This window comes from Streptomyces sp. NPDC058637, assembly GCF_042717325.1.
GTDB lineage: Bacteria > Actinomycetota > Actinomycetes > Streptomycetales > Streptomycetaceae > Streptomyces.
The window spans coordinates 103113-123446 of sequence record NZ_JBHXRD010000023.1; the positions used below are offsets into that span (position 1 = coordinate 103113).

A 20334-nucleotide genomic window follows, 5' to 3' on the forward strand; every position below is an offset into this window, starting at 1 on the left:
CCGGTCCGGTCCCGGTCGGCGGGTGCGCCGGCCGGGACCGGACGTCTGCGTCAGCCGAAGGGTGTGTCCATGGGCACGGGCTTGATGGGCGTACCGTCCCGCCCGGCCACGAACGCGTTCACCAGCGCGTAGCCGACGACCACGCCTGCCGCTATCCCCAGTGGCGTGGCCATGACAGGCGCATGGGCGGTGGTGTAGCGGCCCTCCGGGTCGTCGATCCTGATGTCGGTGAGGGCACCGGGTCTCTTCAGGAAGGAAACGTCGTTCATCTCGATCTCCTTGTCGTCCTTGTCCGTGTCCTGATCCAGATGAAGCTTGCGGTCACTCGTCGATCGGCTTCGAGTCGCCGATCGCCTGACTGACCATCACGCCGAGCGCGAATCCCGCCGCCAGGACCACCGGCGTGGCGGCGACCGGGGCGGCCCCCGTGGCGTTGAACCCGGGGTCGTTCTCGGACAGTTCGCGGGCCGTGGCCGGGATGACCGGGCAGCCGGAAAGGTTCATGGTCTTCCTCCTTGTGCGTTCGATGGTGCGGAGAGTGCGAGGGCCGTGGCCCAGGAGCCCGCTCAGAGGTGCGGGTCCTGGCTGCCCGCGATGATGTGGCCCATCGCCATCCCGCCGCAGAACTCCGAAACCGCGACGGCGATGTGGACCGAGGCGAGCGGGGCGGCGGCCGTGCCGGTGTGTCCGGCGTCGTTCTCGGACAGGGCGCGCGTCGTGGCCGTGGTGGCCGGGCATGAGGAGGCTCTCGCGACCGTCGCCCGTCGGGAACCGGTCACTCGTGTACGGGTGCGACCGTGTTGCCGATGATGGCGCCGGCCGCGTAGGCGACGACCACGGCTGCGGCGATGGTGACGACCACCTGGGTGGCGGCGACCGGTGCCGCACCACCGAAGACCTGCCCCTCGGCGCCCTCGTCGAGCGGCCCGACGGCCGCCCAGCGTGGTGTTCTGACCTGCTGCACGTTCCCTCCTCTGTCAGCCTGGACGGGAACCTGGAACATCCCGCCAGGTCCGTACGGCAGCGCGGCCCCCCGGGCCCCGAGGGGCCCGGCCGGGCGGCGTTCCGTCTGTGCCGTCAACGATGGCGAGGCCGCCGGTCGAACGGAAGGCCGTCGGCTGGCACGAGGCTGCAGGACCGTCCGCAGGATGGTGCAGTTCGGGGCGGCGGGGCCCCGGGGCCGTTTGAGGGGCCGGGGAACGGCGCATGATCCGGGGTCGGCCCGCGTACGGCCGGACCGGGGCGGCCGCCCCGGTGACCACCGGAACCACGGGGCGTCGGTGGCCTTTCGGCCGGCCGCCACCGTTGGCGTCGGCCAGACGGAAGCCGCGACGGCGAACCGGAGGCCGACGGCATCGCCCCCGTCGCGGGCAGCCGTGGAGAGAGCCGCGGGCGGTGGCGGGGTGGTCCAGCACGAGATCGGTCACCTCGAAGGCCGGCTGTACACCAGCCGCATGCGTGCCGGCGTGGAGCCGCTGCCGGTGGCGGAGTACTGCCGTACCGGACACGCCTGGTCCTACGAGCAGCAGCCCGTCAAGGGCCGTCGGTATGGCGCGTTTGCCGCCCAGGCTCGGTGCGCCGCACCTTCCAGACCGCGAAGGGCCGCCGACCCGAGAGCGTGATCGGCCCCGCTCAACGTGGGCTCGCGCCAGACGGTCTCGCCTTCCGCGCTGGGCTTGATCCCGTTACGACTGAGGAGGGGCAGACACACAGCCTCGACGGTCATCAGGACTCCGTGGCTGCTGCCGTAGGTGCAGTGCGAGCCCCGGGAAGGCATCGACTTGGCCAACCGGTCGGCTTCGGCCGCCAGGCCGGCTGTGCCCTCGCAGGCTAAGGGCTGTCCCGTAAGTCATCTTGCTCTGCGATGATCTCGCCCGTGTCAGGTGTGATCACGGCTCCCGAGTCGTTCTGGATAGCCCCGTTTACCGGGTTGAGCCCGCGCGCCTTCGGCACGTCGCTGACCGCGCTGCGTCGTGAGGGTGCTGGCTCCACGGGCCGGGGTCGGCCATGGAAACTTTCGTTGGAGGACCGGGTGCCGCTGGTCGCCACGTACTGGCGGACGAACCTCACGATGAGGCAATTGGCCCCGCTGTTCGGTGTGTCGAAGTCGGCTGCGGACCGGGGGATCGATGACCTTGGCCCGAGGCGCGCTGCATCCCCGCCGGCGGTTCGCCAAGGACGCGGTTCTGATCGTGGACGGCACCCTGGCGCCCACCCGGGACCACAAGGTCGCTGAGCAGTCGAAGAACTATCGCTATCTCACCAACCATCAGGTGGTAGTCGACGCCGACACCCGCCTGGTCGTGGTGGTCGGCCGACCACTGCCGGGCAATCGCAACGACCTCCCGACGCCTTGCCACACGCCCCTTTGTCGCGGGCTCCAAGATGGACACGCACTCAACATGCGAGGTCATCGAGAAACATTGATCGGCACAGTACGCGATGCTCACCGCGTCGCAAATGAGGGCAACACAGCCGAACATCGCCGGTTAGCCAAACCGGCGCTTCTGCAGACGATTGTTGTCCACCGTTTACCCAGAGCACCACTGCGGATCAGTTCCATCAGAAGGGACTCACCGCGTCTGTGCACGCAGAACCCCACGGTTCTCCCCGGTCAAGGACGCCGGACCCCAACTGGTCCCCAGAAATGATCAAGGGCTGGTTTCGGATTGCTCCGAAACCAGCCCTTGATCTACGACTGTCTCCAGTCGGGACGACAGGATTTGAACCTGCGACCCCTTGACCCCCAGTCAAGTGCGCTACCAAGCTGCGCCACGTCCCGATGCCCGTCTGACCTGGGGTTTCCCCTGGCCGAACGCGCATGAGAACAATACCGCACTTGGACGGGTGGTCACGAACCCGTTTCCGCTTGACCTCTACCAAGGTTGATGTTCAACGCTTGCCACATGACGAACACGACCGACGCGCCACTGTACGGATACGCCGATCTGAACCGGCTGATGAGCCTGATGACGGGCGACGAGAAGCACGGGCCCGCCGCCACCTCCACCCTCGACGCCCTCTGGGTGCTGTACGACCGGGTGCTGCGGGTCACTCCCGCCACCGCCGACTCCCCCGGCCGCGACCGTTTCCTGCTGTCGAAGGGACACGGGCCCATGGCGTACTACGCCGTGCTGGCCGCACGCGGCTTCTTCGGGGAGGAGCTGCTCGCCGGCTTCGGGGCGTACGACTCACCGCTCGGGCACCATCCGGACCGGCTCCTCGTGCCGGGCGCCGAGATCGGCAGCGGGTCCCTCGGCCACGGGCTCCCGCTCGCGGTGGGCAGCGCGCTCGGGCTGCGGGCGCAGGGGCTGACCGAGCCGCGCGTATGGGTGCTGACCGGGGACGCCGAGCTGGACGAGGGCAGCAACCACGAGGCGATCGCCTACGCGGGACCGGCCGGGCTGGACCAGCTGCACACCGTGGTGATCGACAACGCCTCGGCGACGTACGCCAGGCCGGGCGGCATCGCCGCACGGTTCGAGGCAGCCGGCTGGTCGGCCCTGACGGTGGACGGCCGGGACCACGAGTCCCTGCATGCCGCCTTCACCGCGCCGCACCCCGGCCGGCCGCACGCGGTGATCGCCCGAGTGGCGACCGGACGCTGACCGCAGCCCGGGGACGGAACGACACCGAACAGGACGACGGAGGACACTGCTCATGGACACCATGCGGGACCGTTTCATCGCCACCACCTCACGACTGCTTGACGAGGACCCGCGCCTCGCCCTCGTACTCGCCGAGATCAGCCGCGACGGCTTCGACGGGGCCGCGCGGGCCCACCCCGACCGTGTGATCAACGTCGGGATCAGGGAGCAGCTGCTCATCGGCGCGGGGGCCGGCCTGGCACTGACCGGCATGCGGCCGGTCATGCACACCTTCGCGAGCTTCCTCGTGGAGCGGCCCTTCGAGCAGGTGAAGCTGGACCTGGGGCACCAGGGCGTGAGCGGTGTGCTGGTCAGCGCCGGGGCTTCGTACGACTGGCCGGCCGGGGGCTTCACCCATATGTCGCCGGGCGATGTCGCCCTGCTGGACACCCTCGACGACTGGACGGTGCACGTACCGGGCCACCCCGACGAGGCCGAGGCACTGCTGCGGCAGGCCGTCGCGTCGGACGGCCGTGTCTACGTACGCCTCTCCCTCCAGTCGAACAGCGTGGGCCGCCCTGTCACGGGGACCGGTTTCGGCACCGTGCGCCGGGGCGCGGGCGGGGTGGTGATCGCCGTAGGGCCGATGCTGGACAACGTGCTCGCGGCGACCGAGGGCCTCGACGTGACCGTGCTGTACGCGGCCACCGTGCGCCCCTTCGACGCGGCGGGGCTGCGCCGTGCGGCTGGTGCGGGCCCGTCGGCGGACGTGGTGGTCGTCGAGCCGTATCTGGCGGGAACGTCGACGGCGGCGGCCAACGACGCGCTCGCGGACCGGCCGCACCGGGTGATGGGGATCGGCGTGGGCCGCGCGGAACTGCGCCGCTACGGGCAGCTGGAGGAGCACCTCGTGGCACACGGTCTGGACGCGCAGGGCCTGCGGCAGCGGATCACCGGCTTCCTGCACCTCTGACCTCCGGCACCCTCGCCGCCGGACGCCGCGCCCCGGCCCGATGCGCGCCGCCGCCCTGTCAGCCGCCCTCGGCCCGCGGCGGGCTCAGCTCGGGGTGCGCGGCGACGAGTCCGCGCGGGGCGGCCTGCCGCCAGGAGTCGGTGAGGACCGCGGTCAGTTCGGCCGCGTCCTCCAGGGCGGCGATCCGCACCCGCAGCCAGGCGTAGTTGTCGCCGTGGCCCTCGCGCACGAAGAATTTCTCCGGCTCGGACGCGATGAGCTCCGCCCGCTCGTCGACGGAACACTTGACGCCCATGGTCGTGTCGTCGTCGGCGAGCGAGGCGAAGATCTTCCCGCCGACCCGGAAGGTGGGCTGCCCCCCGGCGAGCTTCTCCGTCGTGTCGGGCAGGGACAGCGCGATCGCGCGGACGTCGTCGGCGGTGAGGGAGGTCATCCGCGGTCTCCGGTCGGGTCGGCCCCACGTGCTTCGGTCGATTCGACCGTAGCGACCCGTACCGACAGTCAGCGGATGCCACAGCGGGCGCCGCCGCCCCATTGACCCCGGCGAAGCAGTGAACCTACGCTGGACAACGCACTCCCCAGAAAGCGCTTTCTACCCCCCACAGTCGGCATCACCCGCCCAGGGAGCGCCCGATGAGCAGTTGCCCCCCTTTACGCAGCGGCCCCGCGTCCCAGGTATTCCCCCCGCCCTTGATCGCGCTCATCGCAATTCTGGCGCTGATCCTAGGATCCGTGCTGGCCACCACTCACCGGAGAACCCATGCGGCGCCTTTCCGCGTGCTGGTGTATTCGAAATCCACGAACGCCTCACACGGTCCTGTTGCCGCCGGAATCCAGGCGGTCAGGGAGTTGGGTGCGGAGAACGGATTCGATGTCGAGGCCACGAGCAGTTCCGCGGTCTTCAACGACGCCGATCTCGCACGTTTCCAGGCGGTCGTCTTCAACAACACCGAGCCCACCCCAGGTGGGGGCCGACTGCTGGAAACCGATGAGCGCGCCGCTCTGCGGTCGTACATCCGGGCGGGCGGCGGCTGGGTCGGGCTGCACGCGGCGGCCGGCGCCGGGAGCGACTGGGACTGGTACGCGGGCCTGACGGGCGCGGTCCTCGACCGGAGCACGCCGGTGCGGACCGGCCGGATCCACGTGCTCGACCACGCGCATCCCTCCACCAGCGGCCTTCCGGACCTCTGGGAGCGTGCGGAGGAGTGGTACGACCGGCGTGCCGACCCGGCCCCCGACGCGCACATCCTCGCGCGGATCAAGGCGCGTGACGGCCTCACCGGTCTCGACGAGGGCCGGGACCGTCCGTGGTCCTGGTGCCAGAACTACGACGGCGGGCGCTCCTGGTTCACCGCGGGTGGTCATGCGACGCGATCCTTCCGGGAGGAGGGGTTCCTCGACCATCTGCTGGGCGGTATCGAATGGGCCGCGGGCGCGAAGCCGGGCGACTGCTCGGCCACCCGCACGGGTTCCTTCCGGCGCACGGCGCTCGCGACGGACGGTCTCGCCGATCCCGTCGACCTGGCCGTCGCCCCGGACCTCCGGGTGTTCTTCGCCGAGCGCACCGGGAAGGTGAAGGTCATCGACCAGCGGTCGATGAGGGTGTCCACGGCGATCGACTTCGCGTACGCGCCGGAGACGGCCGACCGGTCGGGCGGACTGGTCGGACTCGCTCTCGACCCCGGTTTCGCGCGGAACGGCCGACTTTATGTACTGCGTTCCGAGAAGGCCGGAAAACGGCTGCTCCTCTCACGGTTCACGGTTTCCGGAAACACGGTCGAACCCGCTTCCGAGAAACAGCTTCTGACCGTTCCGGCCGGTGCGGGAAATGAGAATTCCAGGGAGGGCCATCCCCTGTCCGCTTCACTCGCCTTCGACGCACAGGGAGTTCTCTATACGGCGACGCCCGCTGCGGCGGATCTCACGGTCGCGGACGATCCGAACGATCTGCGGGGCAAGATCCTGCGGATCGTCCCCCAGGACGACGGCACGTACACCGTGCCGGAGGGGAACCTCCACGCGCCCGGCACGGCGGACACCCGACCGGAAATCCTCGCGTCGGGTCTGCGTCATCCGTACCGCATCGCCGCGGACCCACGCAGCGGCGCACTACTGGTCGCGGACCAGGGCCCGGACGGCACCGTCGGGTATCGGCGGATCACCGAGGCGGGCGTGGCCGGCCGGCCGTACTGCGCCGGCGGCGCCACACCGCACAAGAGCCCGGCCGACGGCTGCGCGGCACCCGCCGGCGGCCCGCCCCGCGCCACGGGCGCCGTCACGACCGCCCCGGCGACCGACGCGCCACTGAGCGGATCCGTCTACCACCACGACCCCGCGGTGTCCGAAACGACCGCGTTCCCGGCCTACTTCGAGGGGAAGTGGCTGTCCTACGACTCGGCGGGACGGCGGTTCACCACGCTCTCCTTCACGCGGGTGGAGCGGGCGGACCAGACGTTCACCGATCCCCGCTCGGACCCGGTGGACGCCGGTTCCCTCCAGTCCGTCGACGGCGTCTTCGAGGACATGGAGTGGAACCGGCCGACCGCCGCCCGCTTCGGTCCGGACGGCTCGTTGTACGTCGTCGACCACGGGCTCGACGGCGGCACCGGCTCCGCCGGGGGCAACGAGGGCGCCGGCGTCCACCGGATCGACTACGCCGGTGACGACCCGCTGCCCGAGGCGACGATCACCGCCGACCGGGACAACGGCTCCGCCCCGCTGACCGTCGCCTTCGACTCCGCGGTCTCCGGGCTCCACGGGAAGCCCCCGGAGGCGTACGCCTGGGACTTCGACGGTGACGGCACCACCGACTCGACCGCGGCGAACCCCTCGCACACCTATCGCGGGAAGGGCGGGTTCACCGCGCGCCTCACGGTCACCGGGCCCGGAGGGGCGACGGCCCTCGCCGGACAGGAGATCACCGTCGGCAACAGACGGCCCGAGGTGACGATCCGGCAGCAGCACGACGGCGGTGTGTTCACCTTCGGCGACACGCTGGCGTTCACCGTGGCCGTGACCGACCGGGACGACGGTGAGCCAGGACCGGTCGACTGCTCCCGGGTCGTCGTGCGGTCGCCGCTGGGCACCGGCACCCCGCTGCGCCCCGTGGCCCGCCCTCCGGGGTGCCGGGGTGCGATCGTCACGGCTGCCGGGGACCGTCACGGCCGGGACCCCGATCTCCCGTACACGCTCACGGCCCAGTACACGGACAGGGGCGCCCCGGCGCTCACCGGTTCCGCGTCACTGACGCTGCGTACCGCGTTCCGGGAGGCGGAGCACTTCGCGGCGACCGGGGGCGCCCACGACGGGGCCGTGGCGGCCGGCCGTACGAACGCCTCGGGAGACAGGACGCTCACGGAGATCGAGGACGGCGACTGGATCGCCTTCGATCCCATACACCTCGGGAACGTCGACTCGGTCATGGTCGGCGCGATCGCCTGCGGGATCGGCGGGACGATCGACTTCAGGGCCGGTTCACCGACCGGCAGGCTGCTCGGTTCGGTGTCCGTCGCGGGTACCCGCTCCCGGGGCGCGATCGTGTCGCCGACGACCCCGCTGGAGGACCCGGGCGGCGGGGTGGAGCTGTACGTGGTGTTCACCAACCCCCGGTGGAGCAGCGAGAAGTCCGACCTGTTCACGGTCGACTGGCTGCACTTCCGCGGACCGGGCAACGGGAAGGGAGCCGCAGCCCACCCCTGACATCAGCGCACGGCAAGGGGCGCCGGGCGAGGCTCGCGCCCTGGCCAGGACTCACCGCGCAACTGGGCCCGTTTGCAGACGCGTTGGCGCCGTCCCGCACCCCGGCGGCGCCGCTCTCTCAGCCGTGGGGCCGTTCCCGGCGGTCGATCTGCCCGACGAGTTCGCCCGCCAGCAGCTTGATGGTGTCCAGTCCCGCCCGCCCCCAGGCGCGCGGCACGGTGTCCACTGCGCAGACCGTACCGAGCGCGATGCCGGTGCGGTCGATGAGCGGGGCGCCGAGGTAGGAGCGGATGCCTATGCCGTCGACGACGGGATTCCCCGCGAAGCGGGGATAGTCGCAGACGTCCTCCAGCACGAGGGCCTTGCGTCGTGCGAGGACGTGCGGGCAGTAGCCGTGGTCCCGGGCCAGGTGGCGGATGCCACGGCTGCTGCCCGCGGCGGCGGCCCCGAGGTCGAACCCGCTCCGGGTACAGGCGGGGGTGTGCAGTCCGGCGAAGAACTGCCGGTTCTCGTCGATGAAGTTGACCATCGAGAACGGCGTCGCGGTCACTTCGGCCACCCTGTCGGCAAAGGCGTCGAAGCTGTCGAACGAGGCGTCTGCCCGCTCTCCCAGGCCGAGTCTGCGCAGCCGCGCACCCCGGACGGAGCCGTCCGGGTCGACGGGGGTGAGCAGCGGCCGGCCGGTCCCGTACCGGATCACGGATGGGCTCCGAAGACGGACAGCGGCGCCGGTGCCGTGGCGTTGATGAGGTGCTGGACGAGGGTGACCAGCGTGCCGGTGCCGGAGCTGGCGATCCGGGCGTCGCAGAGCACGACCGGCACCTCGGGTCCCAGGTCGAGTGCGCCCCGCACCTCGTCGGGCTCGTAGCGGTAGGCACCGTCGAACTCGTTGACCGCGACGATGAATCCGATGCCGCGCCGCTCGAAGAAGTCGACGGCGGCGAAGCACTCCGCGAGCCTGCGGGTGTCGGCGATCACGACCGCCCCCAGCGCCCCCTTGGACAGCTCGTCCCACATGAACCAGAACCGCTCCTGCCCGGGGGTGCCGAAGAGGTAGAGCACGTGCTGTTCGGAGAGCGTGATCCGGCCGAAGTCCATGGCCACGGTGGTCGCCGTCTTGCACTCGATGCCGTCGAGGCTGTCGGTGGCGACGCTCACCTGGGTCAGGAGTTCCTCGGTGCTCAGCGGGGCGATCTCGCTGACGGCTCCCACGAACGTCGTTTTGCCGACGCCGAATCCGCCCGCGACCAGGACCTTGAGGGCCACGGGAAAGCATTCGGAGCGGCCGGTGCTGCTGTCAGAGCTGTCGTCGTAAACCATCGAGCACTGCCTCCAGCAGGGATCGGTCGGTGGGCATGTCGTGGAAGGCCGGGGCGTGGGCGGTGACCGCGCCGCAGTCGACGAGGTCCGACAGGAGGACCTTGGTGACGACGGCGGGCAGCCGGAGGTGCGCGGCGATCTCAGCCACGGACGTGGGGCCGTCACACAACTCCAGCGCCACACTGTGTTCGGGCCCCAGATGGACCTGGGGCTCGCTCCCCGTGGCCATCACCAGGGAGAGCAGATCGAGCACGGTGGTCGGCCTCGTCCGGCCGTTGCTCACCGTGTACGGGCGGATGAGCCGACCGGCCGCGTCGTCGAGCAACGGCCCGTCCAGCGGGGCCGGCACCCTCACACCCCCGGGGTGAAGGGCGTTCCGGCCGTCTGCCGGAGCGGTGTCATCAGGTAGGGGCGGACGCTCTTGACCAGCATGGCCATCTCGTAACCCAGTACGGCGGCGTCCGCCTCGCGGCCGGAGAGGACTGCGAGACAGGTCCCGGATCCGGCGGTCGAGACGAAGAGCAGCGTCGAGTCGAGCTCGACCACGACCTGTCTCACGTCTCCGTTGTCACCGAATCGGGCACCGGCACTGCGGCCCAGGGAGTACAGCCCGGCGGCCAGGGCCGCCATGTGGTCGGCACTGTCGGCGTCCATGCCATGGACGGACTTCACCAGGCCGTCGGCCGAGAGCAGGACCGCGCTGCGCGTGTAGGGAACGCGCTGGACCAGCCCGCCCAACAGCCAGTCGAGGTCGGCGACCTGACCGGACGGCATTTCGCTCGTCATGGGGTGTCTACTCCTTGAGGGTGTTCTCGGTTCGTGGATCCGGTACGGGCGACTGCGCTCCGGGGAAACCCGGTTCGAGCAGCTCCGCACCGGCTGTCGCGGTGGTCGGGGTGACGGTGGGACCGCGGACCGGCAGTGGGGCGAGAGTGTGCGTCCGCTGTGCTCCGACGGCGACCACGGGACCGGACGTCGTCCCGTACACGCCTTCGGCTTCCGTCTCCTCGGCCGACCGGGCATCGGCGAGATCGACGCCACGGCGGAAGGCGGCCATCAGCCCGGGATCGTGCAGGACGTTGTCGTCCTCGGCCCGCGGTACGGGCGCTTCCCTGAGCTGCGGGACCAGATGCTCCTGGTTGCTGCGCCTGGGCAGTTGGGGGCGGCCCGGGGCGCCGGTCGCCGCGGCCGTACCGAGGCCCTCTGCGGGCGTCCCACCGTGCTCCTCGCCGGGCCGGACGCCGGGCGGCGTCGCGGCGGCATTCGGTCGGTCGACCCGCTCGGCACGCAGGGGCAGCGGCGGCCCGTCGCCCCTGCGGCTCTGCCGGGGTGGCTGGTCCAGGCGCAGGGGCGGCTGCGCGGCCTGCACCTGCGGGGACGGTGGGGCCTGTGCCGGTGGGGTGTCCGCCTGGGCGGGGGGACGGTGCACGGCTCCGGGCGGTGGGACGGGCGCGGCGTCCGGGGCCGCGTTGGCGTCCCCGTCGATCCCGAGGAGGACCTGCGGCAGGACGAGTACGGCCTGCGTGCCTCCGTAGATGTTGCTCTGCAGCCGTACGGCGATGCCGTGCCGGCGGGCCAGGGACGCGACGACGAACAGTCCGATCCGGCCGTCCTGGAGGAGGTGCCCGACGTTGACCTGGTCCGGGTCGGCGAGCAGCGCGTTCATCCGCTTCTGCTCGGCGTCCGGCATGCCGAGCCCGCGGTCCTCGACCTCCAGGGCCAGTCCCGCGGTGACGCGCTGGGCCCGCAGCAGGACCTGGGTGTGCGGGGCGGAGAACACGGTGGCGTTCTCGACGAGTTCCGCGAGCAGGTGGATCACGTCGGCCACGGCGTGCCCCCGCAGGGTGCCGTCGATCGGCGGCACCAGCTTGACCCGTGGGTACTGCTCGACCTCCGCGATGGCCGACCGCAGCACCTCGGTCACGGTCACCGGGTTGCTCCACTGCCGCCGGGAGACGGCCCCGCCGAGCACGGCGAGGTTCTCGGCGTGCCTGCGGATGCGGGTGGCGAGGTGGTCGACGTGGAAGAGGCCCTTGAGCAGGTCGGGGTCCTCGACCTCGTGCTCCAGCTCGTCGAGGATCTGGATCTCCCGGTGTACGAGGGACTGCAGCCGCCGTGCCAGGTTGACGAAGACCTCGACCTTCTGTTCGTTGCCGTCGCTCCTGAACATCTGGGACGCCTGGACGACGGCCGCCACGGCCCCGTCCTGGGCGCGGCCCATCTCCAGGGCGAGCAGGTCGAAGGCATCCGCGTCGGGGCCGGCGGGCCGGGCGGCCCGCGGGGCGGGCACGGGTTCCCCGCCCCGGAGCTGTTCCACGATCCGCCGCAGGTCGGCGTGGTGCTGGGCGCTGGTACGCCGGAGCAGGGCGCACCGGTCGACGACACCGGCGGCGACACGGCTGGCACCGAGGAAGGCCGCGGCCACGGCCGCGACGGCCAGCGCGCCGGAACCGCCGAGCGCCGCCAGGAGACTGCCGGAGGGGCGCACGCCCGAGGACCGGATGGTGAAGATGACGGCCGCGGCGCCGCTCAGCACCGCGGCGACGGCGGGCAGCACGGCGATGCGCAGCAACTGCGGTCGCATACGGGCGTCGGGGGCGGGCTGCACGGCACGCGGCCGGCCGGCCGCCGAATGCGAACGGCCACCGGGACGGCCGTGCCGTCCGCCTTCGCGGCGTTCGGGTCGCGCGGTGGGTGCGCGAAGTTGAGACATCATCGTCCTCGGTACGTGGGGGCACCAGGAATCGGCATTCGTGTGGTGACACCTACGGTGGTCGGTCAGGCCCGGGACAACGGCTGGACAGGCCCGACCGATATGAGCCCACCGTTGATCACCGGCAACACACGGTAGTCGTGAATCACCGGTGTCCGACGCGTGGTTGACAAACTTGCCCACCGTAGGTCCCGCTCTGGTATGAGGGGTCGCACGGGTAACCGAATACGCCTGCGGCAATGATGGCTTCAGCGTTCGATTGCTCGGACGCATACATGAGCGGGGCCCGAAGGCGCGCGGAACGAACCCGGCGGGCCATGTGGCCGGTGGATGCCAGTTCCACGGCGCCGCCGACAGCGGGCCGGCCAGCCTCCGCGTCCGCGCGGAAATCGAAGCAGGGCCCGTCTCGGGGCTCAGAATGCCCTGAGCCCCGACCAGTTCATCGGTCGGGGCTCAGGTTCACCTCAGGTATCGAAAAGGCGACGGTCCTCAGGAATCGACGGAATCGTCAGTCGTCGGCCGGCCACGCCTTCATGCCTTCGGGAACATGCAGACAGGTCAGTGGACGGTGGGCTCTCACCATGAAGTCCAGGCCCGATTCCGGTGTGTCCCCGAGACCCCAGACGAGGCCGTTCGCACAGGCGACCATGGCACCCGACTCTCCCATGAAGACATGGGAGTAACTGAGCCACCAACCGATGGGGTACCAGGAACCTCCCAGTGCCGCACCGACCGCCACGGCCTCGTCCCGGTGTCGCTTGCCCACGCCCAACGGATCGACGATGAATGCTTCACCGTTGATGAAGTTGGGTCCGTCTTCATTGGCAGGCTGGACTTTCAATGCCCAGAGCGACTCGAGGAATCCGAGGATCGCGCGGTTCGTAACGTACCCGTACGACTCCAGGGCACGCGTGGCATCGGACACGTCGATCCGCCGGCCGGCATGCCATCCGGCAGCCTCCAGAGAGACGACTGTGGCGACAGCCAGCCGGGAGAACGGGTCCACGGATTCGTCACGCACTAGTAGCTGACCCCCAATCCGTCCATCACACGTTTGCAAGCCTTGCATGGTGAGGCAGGTGTGGCGTGATCCCCCTTGGCCGTGTCACTCACATGCGCGACGGTCATCTTGCCTCCGCGGATCCCCGCCTCACCCTCTGCGGCGTAGGCCTTACTCAGGCACTGCGTCTCCGCGCATCCGCCATTCATGGGGTGATCCGCCTTGGCGAAGATCTCCGCCATGTCGTCAGGTGCCTGGACCGGCTCCTTGTTGTCCGAACGATAGACCTTTCCGGCTTGGGACTCGTATTCGGCGGCGAAGTCACTGCCTCGTATCTCACCGGCGTCCGCTTGCCTTTCCAGGCCTTCGGAAACGCCGCAGTTGTGCACCAGCACGGACACGATGCCGGCCAGCACGTAATACGTGTGGATCCCGGCCACGGTCAGGTCGTGGGTCCGCAGCCGCTTCTCGAAGTGGTCGAGATCCTCAAGGGTGGCCGTGTCGCCGTCCGCGGTACGCAAGGTCATGCCGGGGAGCAGGTCCCCCGCCTCGATCCAGCGCCCCTCGGAGACCGCCCAGAACGGGTGGGTCGTCGTGGAGACCAAGGACTCCTGTGCACCGGATTCGCTTCTTATCGCGAGGTCGACGAAATGCTTGTCGTCCTCGGTCACGATCGTACCGACGACCTCACGCTGGGTCGTCTCACCGGTCTCGGGGTCGGTGACGGTGACCTTGTCACCGAGTCCGACGTCCTCGATGGGCTTCGTGGTGCCATCGGCGAGCAGGACCTTCGTGCCGGGCAGGAAGCTGTGGTTGGCCGGCTTGACCGGGCAGGAGCCATCACCCTTCTTGAGAGCGGCGGCAGCCTTCTTCTTGGCCGCGGCCAGTGCGTCCTTGGCCCTGGCCACACCGTCCTTCGCCTTGCTGACCGCCTTGGAGGAATTCCACAGGTCCTTGACGCCGCCGACGAGATCGCCGACCAGTCCGACCACCCGCTTGGCGAGCCTGGCTCCCTTGGCCCAGTTCCACGGAGCTCCGTACTTGGCCAGGATCTTTCCGGCGAGACCTCCCGCGAAGCTGCCGGCGATGTTGAGCAGCGTCTCGCCGCAGGCACCCATGTCACCGCTGGAGACACAGTCGAGCGCCGCGTCGACGCCGAGAATGTCACGGGCGATCTTGACCAGGGCCTTGGCCGAGGACTTGATGCGCTGCTTCGCTGCGGACTGCTGGCCCTGCGCGCCCGCCAGTACGGCACTGGCCTCGGTGGAGTTCTGCTCGGCCTGCTTCACCGGGTCGGACTTCCCACCGGTGACCGGCATGCCTCCCCGGCACTCGATGAGCCCCTGCATGCACTCGGGGATCGCCATGCCGCTCGGGTCGGCATGGGTGACCGGGCTGTTGTTCGCGTAGGCGTATCCGTTGATCTGCTGCGGCTGTGTGTAGTCGATCAGCGGGTCGACGGAGATGAACTTGCCGATGACCGCGTCATACTCACGAGCGCCCAGATGTGTCAGGCCGGTCGACTTGTCGATGGTGCCGCCGACGAAGCCCTTCTCCCCCGGCCAGCTGCCGGTGGCCTCGCCGCGCTCGACACCGTAGGGGTCGAAGCGGCGCTGGGTGACCGCACCGGTCGCGGAGTCGATGGCGAGTTCGCCGGTGCCGTGGTGGTCGGAGGCGAGGAAGGACACCTTGCCGTCGTTCGTCCGCACCGCGACCGTCTGGCCGGCGTGCCCGTAGTAGCGCGTGGCTTCCTTCTTCGTGCCGTCGGCCGAGAGCTTGAGCTCCATGCCGGGCAGGTACACGGTCGTACCCGTGGAGTCCTTGCGCTGGACCCGGCTGCCGTCGCTGGCGTACAGGTAGGTGGTCTCGGAGCCGTTGGCCTCCTTCGCCTTGGCGAGCCTGCCGGTTGCGGTCCATTCCAGGACCTGGGCGTTGCCACCGATCGTGCGCTTGGTTGCACTGCCGCTGTCGTCGTACTCGTAGGTGGACTGACGGTCACCCGTAGGAGTGCTTTCGACGACCTTTGTCACCTGGTGCGGGCCGTCGCCGAGAGCTCCGGCACCACCGTAGGTGTAGCTGCGCGTGATGTTCTGTGCTGCGTCGAGGGCCGTGTCGTGCACGGTCTCGGACGTGCGGTTGCCGATGGCGTCCGTGGTGTAGGACGTCCAGTACGGCGCCGGGCCCCCCAGCGGGTTCGCACCCGGAGCGGCCTGGCATGCCGTCGGTCCCGAGCCCTCCACCGGCGCCACAGATCCGGTGGTTCCATTGCCTCCGGCGTTCGCCACGGTCGATGCCGGACTCCATGCCTCGGCCAGGCGCTGGCGCGCGTCGTAGGCGAAGCACTGGACATCAGGCTTGGCCGCATTCGCCGTGTCGGAGATGGACAGGACGTTGCCCGCCTGGTCGTAGGAGTAGTTGGACTCCTTGGCAGGTGCGGATGCCCCGGCCACATCGACCACCGAGCGGGTCAGCCTGTCCGTACCGGTCTCGTAGTCGAAGGTCTGCCAGACCTTCTTGCCGCTACCGGTGGAAAGTTCCAACTGCTGGACGTGGCTCTCGTCGGAGTAGACGGTGCCGGTGACGTACGGAGTCGAGCCCGTCAGCGTCGTAGGGCGCTGCAGGGAGTCGTATCCGCTGACCAGCACCTCGGCCGGCAGGTCCCCTGCTGCGGGCAGGCCGCTCGACTGGACGGTGCCGTCGCGGTTGTACGCCGAGGTGAAGCTGTACGTCCCGGCGAGCGACCCCTGAGATGCGGGAACCACATAGTTCGTCTGCAGGGGGCGGTAGAAGTCGTCCATCGTCTGGACGACCGTTCCGAATGACTCCGTCGGGGAGATGTAGCTGATGTCGGCCCAGGCCTGGCCCAGCAGACCGGCCTTGTCGTATCGGGTCTCCGTGAGCCTGATGCCTGTGGTGGGCTCGCCCTCCCACGTGGACACGGTGCGGCCGAGTTTGTCGTAGACCTTGGAGATCTTCTTGCCTCGGCCGTCCGTGGACGAGACGGGACGGTCGAGCGCGTCGTATTCAGTGGTCGACGTACCCGCGTCCGGGTCGACACTCTTCGTCTTGCGGCCCAGCTGGTCGTACTCGTAACGCCATGCGTTTCCCTTGGCGTCGACGACGGTCTCGAGCTCGTTCTTCGGGGTGAACGTGTACTTGGTGACGTCGTATCCCGACAGCGGGTTCGGACTTCCCCCTCGGTAGTGCCAGATCTCCTTGGTGTTCCCCAACGCGTCGTTGATCGTGGTGGTCGGCACGCCGCCGGCGGGCGGGTCGATCGTCGTACGCTCACCGTCGTACACCGTCGTGGTGCGCCACTGCTCGACGCCGGAGACCGCCATGATCTGCGCGGTCGAGCGGCCGAGGCCGTCGTACTCCAACAGACTCTGCTGACCGACCTCGCCGTTGTGGACGATCAGCAGCTCGTCCGACGCGGCTCCTGCGGCGTTGTACGTGGCGTTGGTCTTCTTGATCTTTCCGCTGCCGTCGTAGAAGGAGTCGGCGACCATGCGCGTGCCTCCGGGACCCTCCGTCTGCATCTGCCGCGGTCGCAACAGGCCGTCGTAGAGCTGGTACTCCGCGCCGTACGAGCCGTCGTTCTCGATCTTCTCCGTCTTGATCGCGACGACCTTGTCGCGGCGGACGTTGTACGAGTACTTGATGCTCGGGGTCTGGGTCTTCGCGCGGTCCGGGAGCCAGACCGAGGTCAGGCGGCCCAGGCCGTCGTAGGCCAGGTCGGTGCGCTTTCCGTTCGGGTCCGTCTGACCGGCCGACATGCCCCAGGCAGGGGCGAAATCGGTGGTCGTGACGTGGTTCAGCGCGTTGGTGCTCTTGGTCTGCGAGATGAGGCCGTTGACGTCCGTGTACGCGGTCTTCGTCTCCGCCAGGCTCGCGTCCTTCTGCGAGAGCGGGCGGCCGAAGGCGTCGTAGGTCGTCGTGCCGGTGACCTGGTAGGTGCCCGTGGTCCCGTTGTGCGCGGTCAGACGTTCGGTCTTCGTGGCGTCGCCCTTGGTCGGGGACTCACCGAACGCCTTGCCGTCGTAAGAAGTGCGCTCGTCCGCGTGGACCTGCGTCTTGCGGTTCGGGGTGGCTGAGCACCTCACGCCTACCGACTCGCTGCGTGAGGGCAGGGAGAGGAGGTTGGTGGCGGTGTTGTCGACGTACCAGTTGCGGACACAGGTGTCGTCAGCGGTTGTGGAGACGTCGCCCTGATCATCGACCTCGACGACGCGTCCGGTGCTGTTCGTGGTGTCGTACTTGGAGGTGACCTTCGACTCACGCCAGGTCCCGTCGGACAGCAGGCTGAAGCCGCGCTCGGTCTCGGAACGCACGATCACCGCATGGGTGGTGCCCCAGCTGCGGGTCTGGGTGGCCGTGGTGAACTTCCAGGGCGTACTGATCGTCCTGGCAACAACCTTGGTCCCGTCGTAGGTGGCGGCCTCCAGCTGGTGACCGGTGAACTCCTCGGCGTCCGTGTACTCCGCACCCGTGGAGTCCTTGACCTTCACCGAACGGGTTCCGCCGGCCGGGTCCTTGTCGCCGTCCATGCCCTGCAGATACGTGTAGTCGATCCGCGAGGTCTGCTTGTCGGCGCTGCCGCTGGTCACCTTGACCTTGCTGTAGCCCTGCCAGCCGCCCCACGTGAGGTACTTGTCCTCCGTGATGCCGTCCGGCTTCGCCTTACGCCAGGCCGCGTCGCCCTGGTAGTCGTAACGGGTGACGAGGCTGTCGCCGCCTCCCGTGCGGTCGGTCTCGACGATCTCGGCGACGACGTACTTGTGGAACCAGTCCGTGATCGGTTCGATCGTGCCGGGCGGGGCCCACTTCACCGGGTAGCAGCGCTTGGTCGACTCGCCCGGCTTGGGCAGGGCGGCCTTGGTGCAGTCGGTCGCCGCGTAGTTGACGTCCAGCTGGGCGCCCGTCTCACTGAGGACGGCCGCGAGCCGGAAGCGGTGGAAGGGGGCGATGTTGTCGCCGACGGCGTCGACGCGGTTGACGAGCTGTTCGCCGTAGAGTTCGAGCGTCGGCAGCTTCGCCGCCGTGCCGACCCGGCCCTCGTGGTCGATCTTCGACAGCCAGAGGGTCTTGGAGTCGTCACCGTTGTCGGTGAACAGGTGGGTGAAGGTCCACGCGTCCACGTCCTGGTACTCGGTGGCGCTCTTGCGCATCTGGGTGGTGATGCCGGTCAGGCGCTTCGTGGTCCAGAACGTCTGGCCCACGGTGCACTTGGTGGCCGCCTTGCACTCCTGGTCGACGGGGGTGTCCGGCCAGTGCGCGGCGTTCGCCTTGGTCCGCTTGGACTCGGCGCAGTCGAAGTCGGCGGTGGGCAGGCAGCGTTCGGCCACGTCGAACACGACACGGGCGGGTGCCTTGGCCGCGTAGGCCTGGCCGTCGCGCTGGCCGTAGTCGACCCGCTCGAGGTAGCCGCCGCGGTGGTACGCGGTGCCGTTGACGTCCGTCTTGCCGTTGAGGGCGTAGTAGTTCGTCTCGGGTACGTAGAAGTAGGACATCACGTTGCCGTGGGTGTCCTTGACGTGGTCCAGGCTCCAGCGCCAGGCCTGCTTGCAGTGGGCGCTGGTGAACGTGGCGTTGTGGCAGGGCTCGCCGGAGTCGTCGCCGAAGACGGGCACGGTCCAGGTGGAGTCCGTGGTCTCCTTGCCGTCGGTCCAGCCCGGGAGGCGGTTCAGTCCGAACCAGTACTCCGTACCGTCGGCGGTGGTGACCTTCCAGTGCTCGCCGTCGTTGTCGCCGTTCGTCGCCCCGGTCAGCTTCTCGACCTTGGTGCCGTCGTCGGACGAGAACTTCCAGTCGCCGGTCTCGTCGTCCTTGATGAGCTCGGACGAACTGCCGTTGAGCATGATCGTGGCGTTGTCGAAGGCCCAGCACTGCTCGGCCGACGTGGAGTGCCCGTCGTCGGAGCACGGCTTGTAACGGCGTTCGATGTACCCGGGGTCGTACGAGAAGCCCTCACCGACCCAGGAACCCTGGTTGTTGGTCACCGAGGTGCGGCCGTCGGCGGACTGCGAGGAGTAGCCGAGCCCGACACTGGGCGACTGTCCGCCCGGCGTCGGAACGGTGCGCACCGGATAGCTCCAGCTGAAGCCACCGGAGGAGTTGGCGACGCTCCAGGTCGCGGACGGGGCGAGCGCGGTCGCCTTGTAGCTGCCCTGGGCGGAGGACGGGCCCGCTGCGAGGGCGACGAGCGGTGCCGCGCTCGGAGCGGCCTTCGCCGTCATGGCGGAGGCGGGTGCCGCGGTGGCCTGGACGTCGGCCGATACGGTGCGGTCCTCGGCGTCGTTCACCGTGGCCAGGGGCTTGGCCTGCTCCGGGCAGGCCTTGCTGCCGGGTACCGCGACGGCCGCGCAGGCGGGGAGCTGGACGAGCTGCAGGCGGGCCCCGTAGTCGCCGCCGTACGCGTCGGCGAACTTCGAGTAGTCCACGGAGAGGCGGACCTTCGCGGCCTTCGCCGCCGCGTCCGTGCGCTCGACGCGCATCAGCGCGCCGGCGCCGACGGCCGCCGCCCGCTTCGCGGGCAGTACGGCGACCTCGACCTCGGCGGGACCGGCCGGCTGCACGGTCTTCCTGGACGTCTTGGATGTCTCGGACGTCTTGGGCGTCTTGGGCGTGATCGCTGTGACCGAGACGGGCAGCCCGCCGACGGTCTCCTCGACGGGGGACGTGGCGGCCACGGAGACCTTCGCGCTGCCGCCGGCCGGCCAGACGGCCTTGTCCAGCCGCTTGACGGCGGCCTTGCTCGCCTCGTCCGCCGGACGCTTCTTCGCCTGGGCGTCCTTGCCCTCCACGGGATCGCCGAAGTCCTGGACACCAGGCCTTCCGCGTCCTTCCTGCCCCGGCGCCGACGGCACGGCCTGGACTGTGCTGCCGGTCAGGGCAAGGGTGATGCCCAGGGCGGTCGCCATGAGCAACCGCCCGGGTAGGCGCCGGTTCAACAACCGGCCTCTGAATGCCATCACGTGTCTCCGCACGTTGTGAGGGATGGGACTGGAGCGGGCGGGTGTGCCGGTTCCGCTGGGAACCGGCA

Annotated in this window: 15 protein-coding genes, 1 tRNA gene and 1 pseudogene; 4 read left to right on the top strand and 13 right to left on the bottom strand. The window is 69.6% G+C overall.

Features of this window, described 5'->3' with window-relative positions; all coding sequences use genetic code 11:
- Positions 1-50: 50 nt before the first annotated feature.
- The 4 genes from ACFWVP_RS23340 to ACFWVP_RS23355 form a co-directional block, all read right to left on the bottom strand.
- Positions 51-269: a hypothetical protein gene (locus ACFWVP_RS23340; protein ID WP_384499378.1), complete on the bottom strand. Its 219-nt coding sequence runs from the start codon at positions 267-269 to the stop codon at positions 51-53.
- Positions 270-321: 52 nt separating this feature from the next.
- Positions 322-504 (bottom strand): hypothetical protein, encoded by a 183-nt coding sequence (locus ACFWVP_RS23345; RefSeq protein WP_384499380.1) that lies wholly within the window; start codon positions 502-504, stop codon positions 322-324.
- Between the two features lie 62 nt (positions 505-566).
- On the bottom strand, positions 567-779 hold the full coding sequence (locus ACFWVP_RS23350) for a hypothetical protein (RefSeq protein ID WP_384499382.1): 213 nt from the start codon (positions 777-779) through the stop codon (positions 567-569).
- Positions 776-964, bottom strand: a complete 189-nt coding sequence (locus tag ACFWVP_RS23355; protein ID WP_383795977.1) for a hypothetical protein — start codon at positions 962-964, stop codon at positions 776-778. Before ACFWVP_RS23355 ends, ACFWVP_RS23350 begins: the two co-directional genes overlap by 4 nt.
- A gap of 912 nt (positions 965-1876) precedes the next feature.
- On the opposite strand from ACFWVP_RS23355, the pseudogene ACFWVP_RS23360 reads away from it, so the two are divergent.
- Positions 1877-2342 (top strand): annotated as a pseudogene (locus ACFWVP_RS23360) (transposase family protein); the annotation flags it as partial.
- A 366-nt stretch (positions 2343-2708) separates the two neighbouring features.
- Here the strand turns inward: ACFWVP_RS23360 and ACFWVP_RS23365 are convergent.
- Positions 2709-2782: transfer RNA gene (locus ACFWVP_RS23365), tRNA-Pro, on the bottom strand.
- Positions 2783-2906: 124 nt separating this feature from the next.
- Between ACFWVP_RS23365 and ACFWVP_RS23370 the strand changes: the two genes are divergently transcribed.
- Positions 2907-3608, top strand: a complete 702-nt coding sequence (locus tag ACFWVP_RS23370; protein WP_384499384.1) for a transketolase — start codon at positions 2907-2909, stop codon at positions 3606-3608.
- Positions 3609-3660: 52 nt separating this feature from the next.
- A complete protein-coding gene (locus ACFWVP_RS23375; protein ID WP_384499385.1) occupies positions 3661-4560 on the top strand; it encodes a transketolase family protein in 900 nt (299 codons plus the stop codon).
- A 58-nt stretch (positions 4561-4618) separates the two neighbouring features.
- Here the strand turns inward: ACFWVP_RS23375 and ACFWVP_RS23380 are convergent, their stop codons facing one another.
- Positions 4619-4993: an MmcQ/YjbR family DNA-binding protein gene (locus ACFWVP_RS23380; protein ID WP_384499387.1), complete on the bottom strand. Its 375-nt coding sequence runs from the start codon at positions 4991-4993 to the stop codon at positions 4619-4621.
- Between the two features lie 200 nt (positions 4994-5193).
- On the opposite strand from ACFWVP_RS23380, the gene ACFWVP_RS23385 reads away from it, so the two are divergent.
- Entirely contained in the window at positions 5194-8259 is a 3066-nt protein-coding gene (locus ACFWVP_RS23385) for a ThuA domain-containing protein (protein ID WP_384499388.1), read from the top strand.
- Positions 8260-8377: 118 nt separating this feature from the next.
- On the opposite strand, the gene ACFWVP_RS23390 is transcribed toward ACFWVP_RS23385, so the two are convergent.
- From ACFWVP_RS23390 to ACFWVP_RS23420, 7 genes are all read right to left on the bottom strand, one after another.
- Positions 8378-8959 carry a GAF domain-containing protein gene (locus ACFWVP_RS23390; protein WP_384499390.1) on the bottom strand — a complete coding sequence of 194 codons (582 nt, stop codon included), beginning with the start codon at positions 8957-8959 and terminating at the stop codon, positions 8378-8380.
- Entirely contained in the window at positions 8956-9579 is a 624-nt protein-coding gene (locus ACFWVP_RS23395; RefSeq protein WP_384499391.1) for an ATP/GTP-binding protein, read from the bottom strand. The genes ACFWVP_RS23390 and ACFWVP_RS23395 overlap by 4 nt, the downstream gene beginning before the upstream one ends.
- Positions 9557-9928 (bottom strand): DUF742 domain-containing protein, encoded by a 372-nt coding sequence (locus ACFWVP_RS23400; RefSeq protein ID WP_384499392.1) that lies wholly within the window; start codon positions 9926-9928, stop codon positions 9557-9559. Before ACFWVP_RS23400 ends, ACFWVP_RS23395 begins: the two co-directional genes overlap by 23 nt.
- A gap of 2 nt (positions 9929-9930) precedes the next feature.
- The gene (locus tag ACFWVP_RS23405) at positions 9931-10365 is read right to left on the bottom strand and encodes a roadblock/LC7 domain-containing protein (protein WP_384499393.1); all 435 of its coding nucleotides are present in this window, start codon (positions 10363-10365) and stop codon (positions 9931-9933) included.
- A 7-nt stretch (positions 10366-10372) separates the two neighbouring features.
- The gene (locus ACFWVP_RS23410) at positions 10373-12292 is read right to left on the bottom strand and encodes a sensor histidine kinase (RefSeq protein WP_384499404.1); all 1920 of its coding nucleotides are present in this window, start codon (positions 12290-12292) and stop codon (positions 10373-10375) included.
- A gap of 508 nt (positions 12293-12800) precedes the next feature.
- Positions 12801-13298 carry an SUKH-3 domain-containing protein gene (locus ACFWVP_RS23415; RefSeq protein WP_384499395.1) on the bottom strand — a complete coding sequence of 166 codons (498 nt, stop codon included), beginning with the start codon at positions 13296-13298 and terminating at the stop codon, positions 12801-12803.
- Between the two features lie 14 nt (positions 13299-13312).
- Positions 13313-20212, bottom strand: coding sequence for a polymorphic toxin-type HINT domain-containing protein (locus ACFWVP_RS23420; protein WP_384499396.1), 6900 nt, complete (start codon positions 20210-20212; stop codon positions 13313-13315).
- Positions 20213-20334 lie beyond the last annotated feature (122 nt).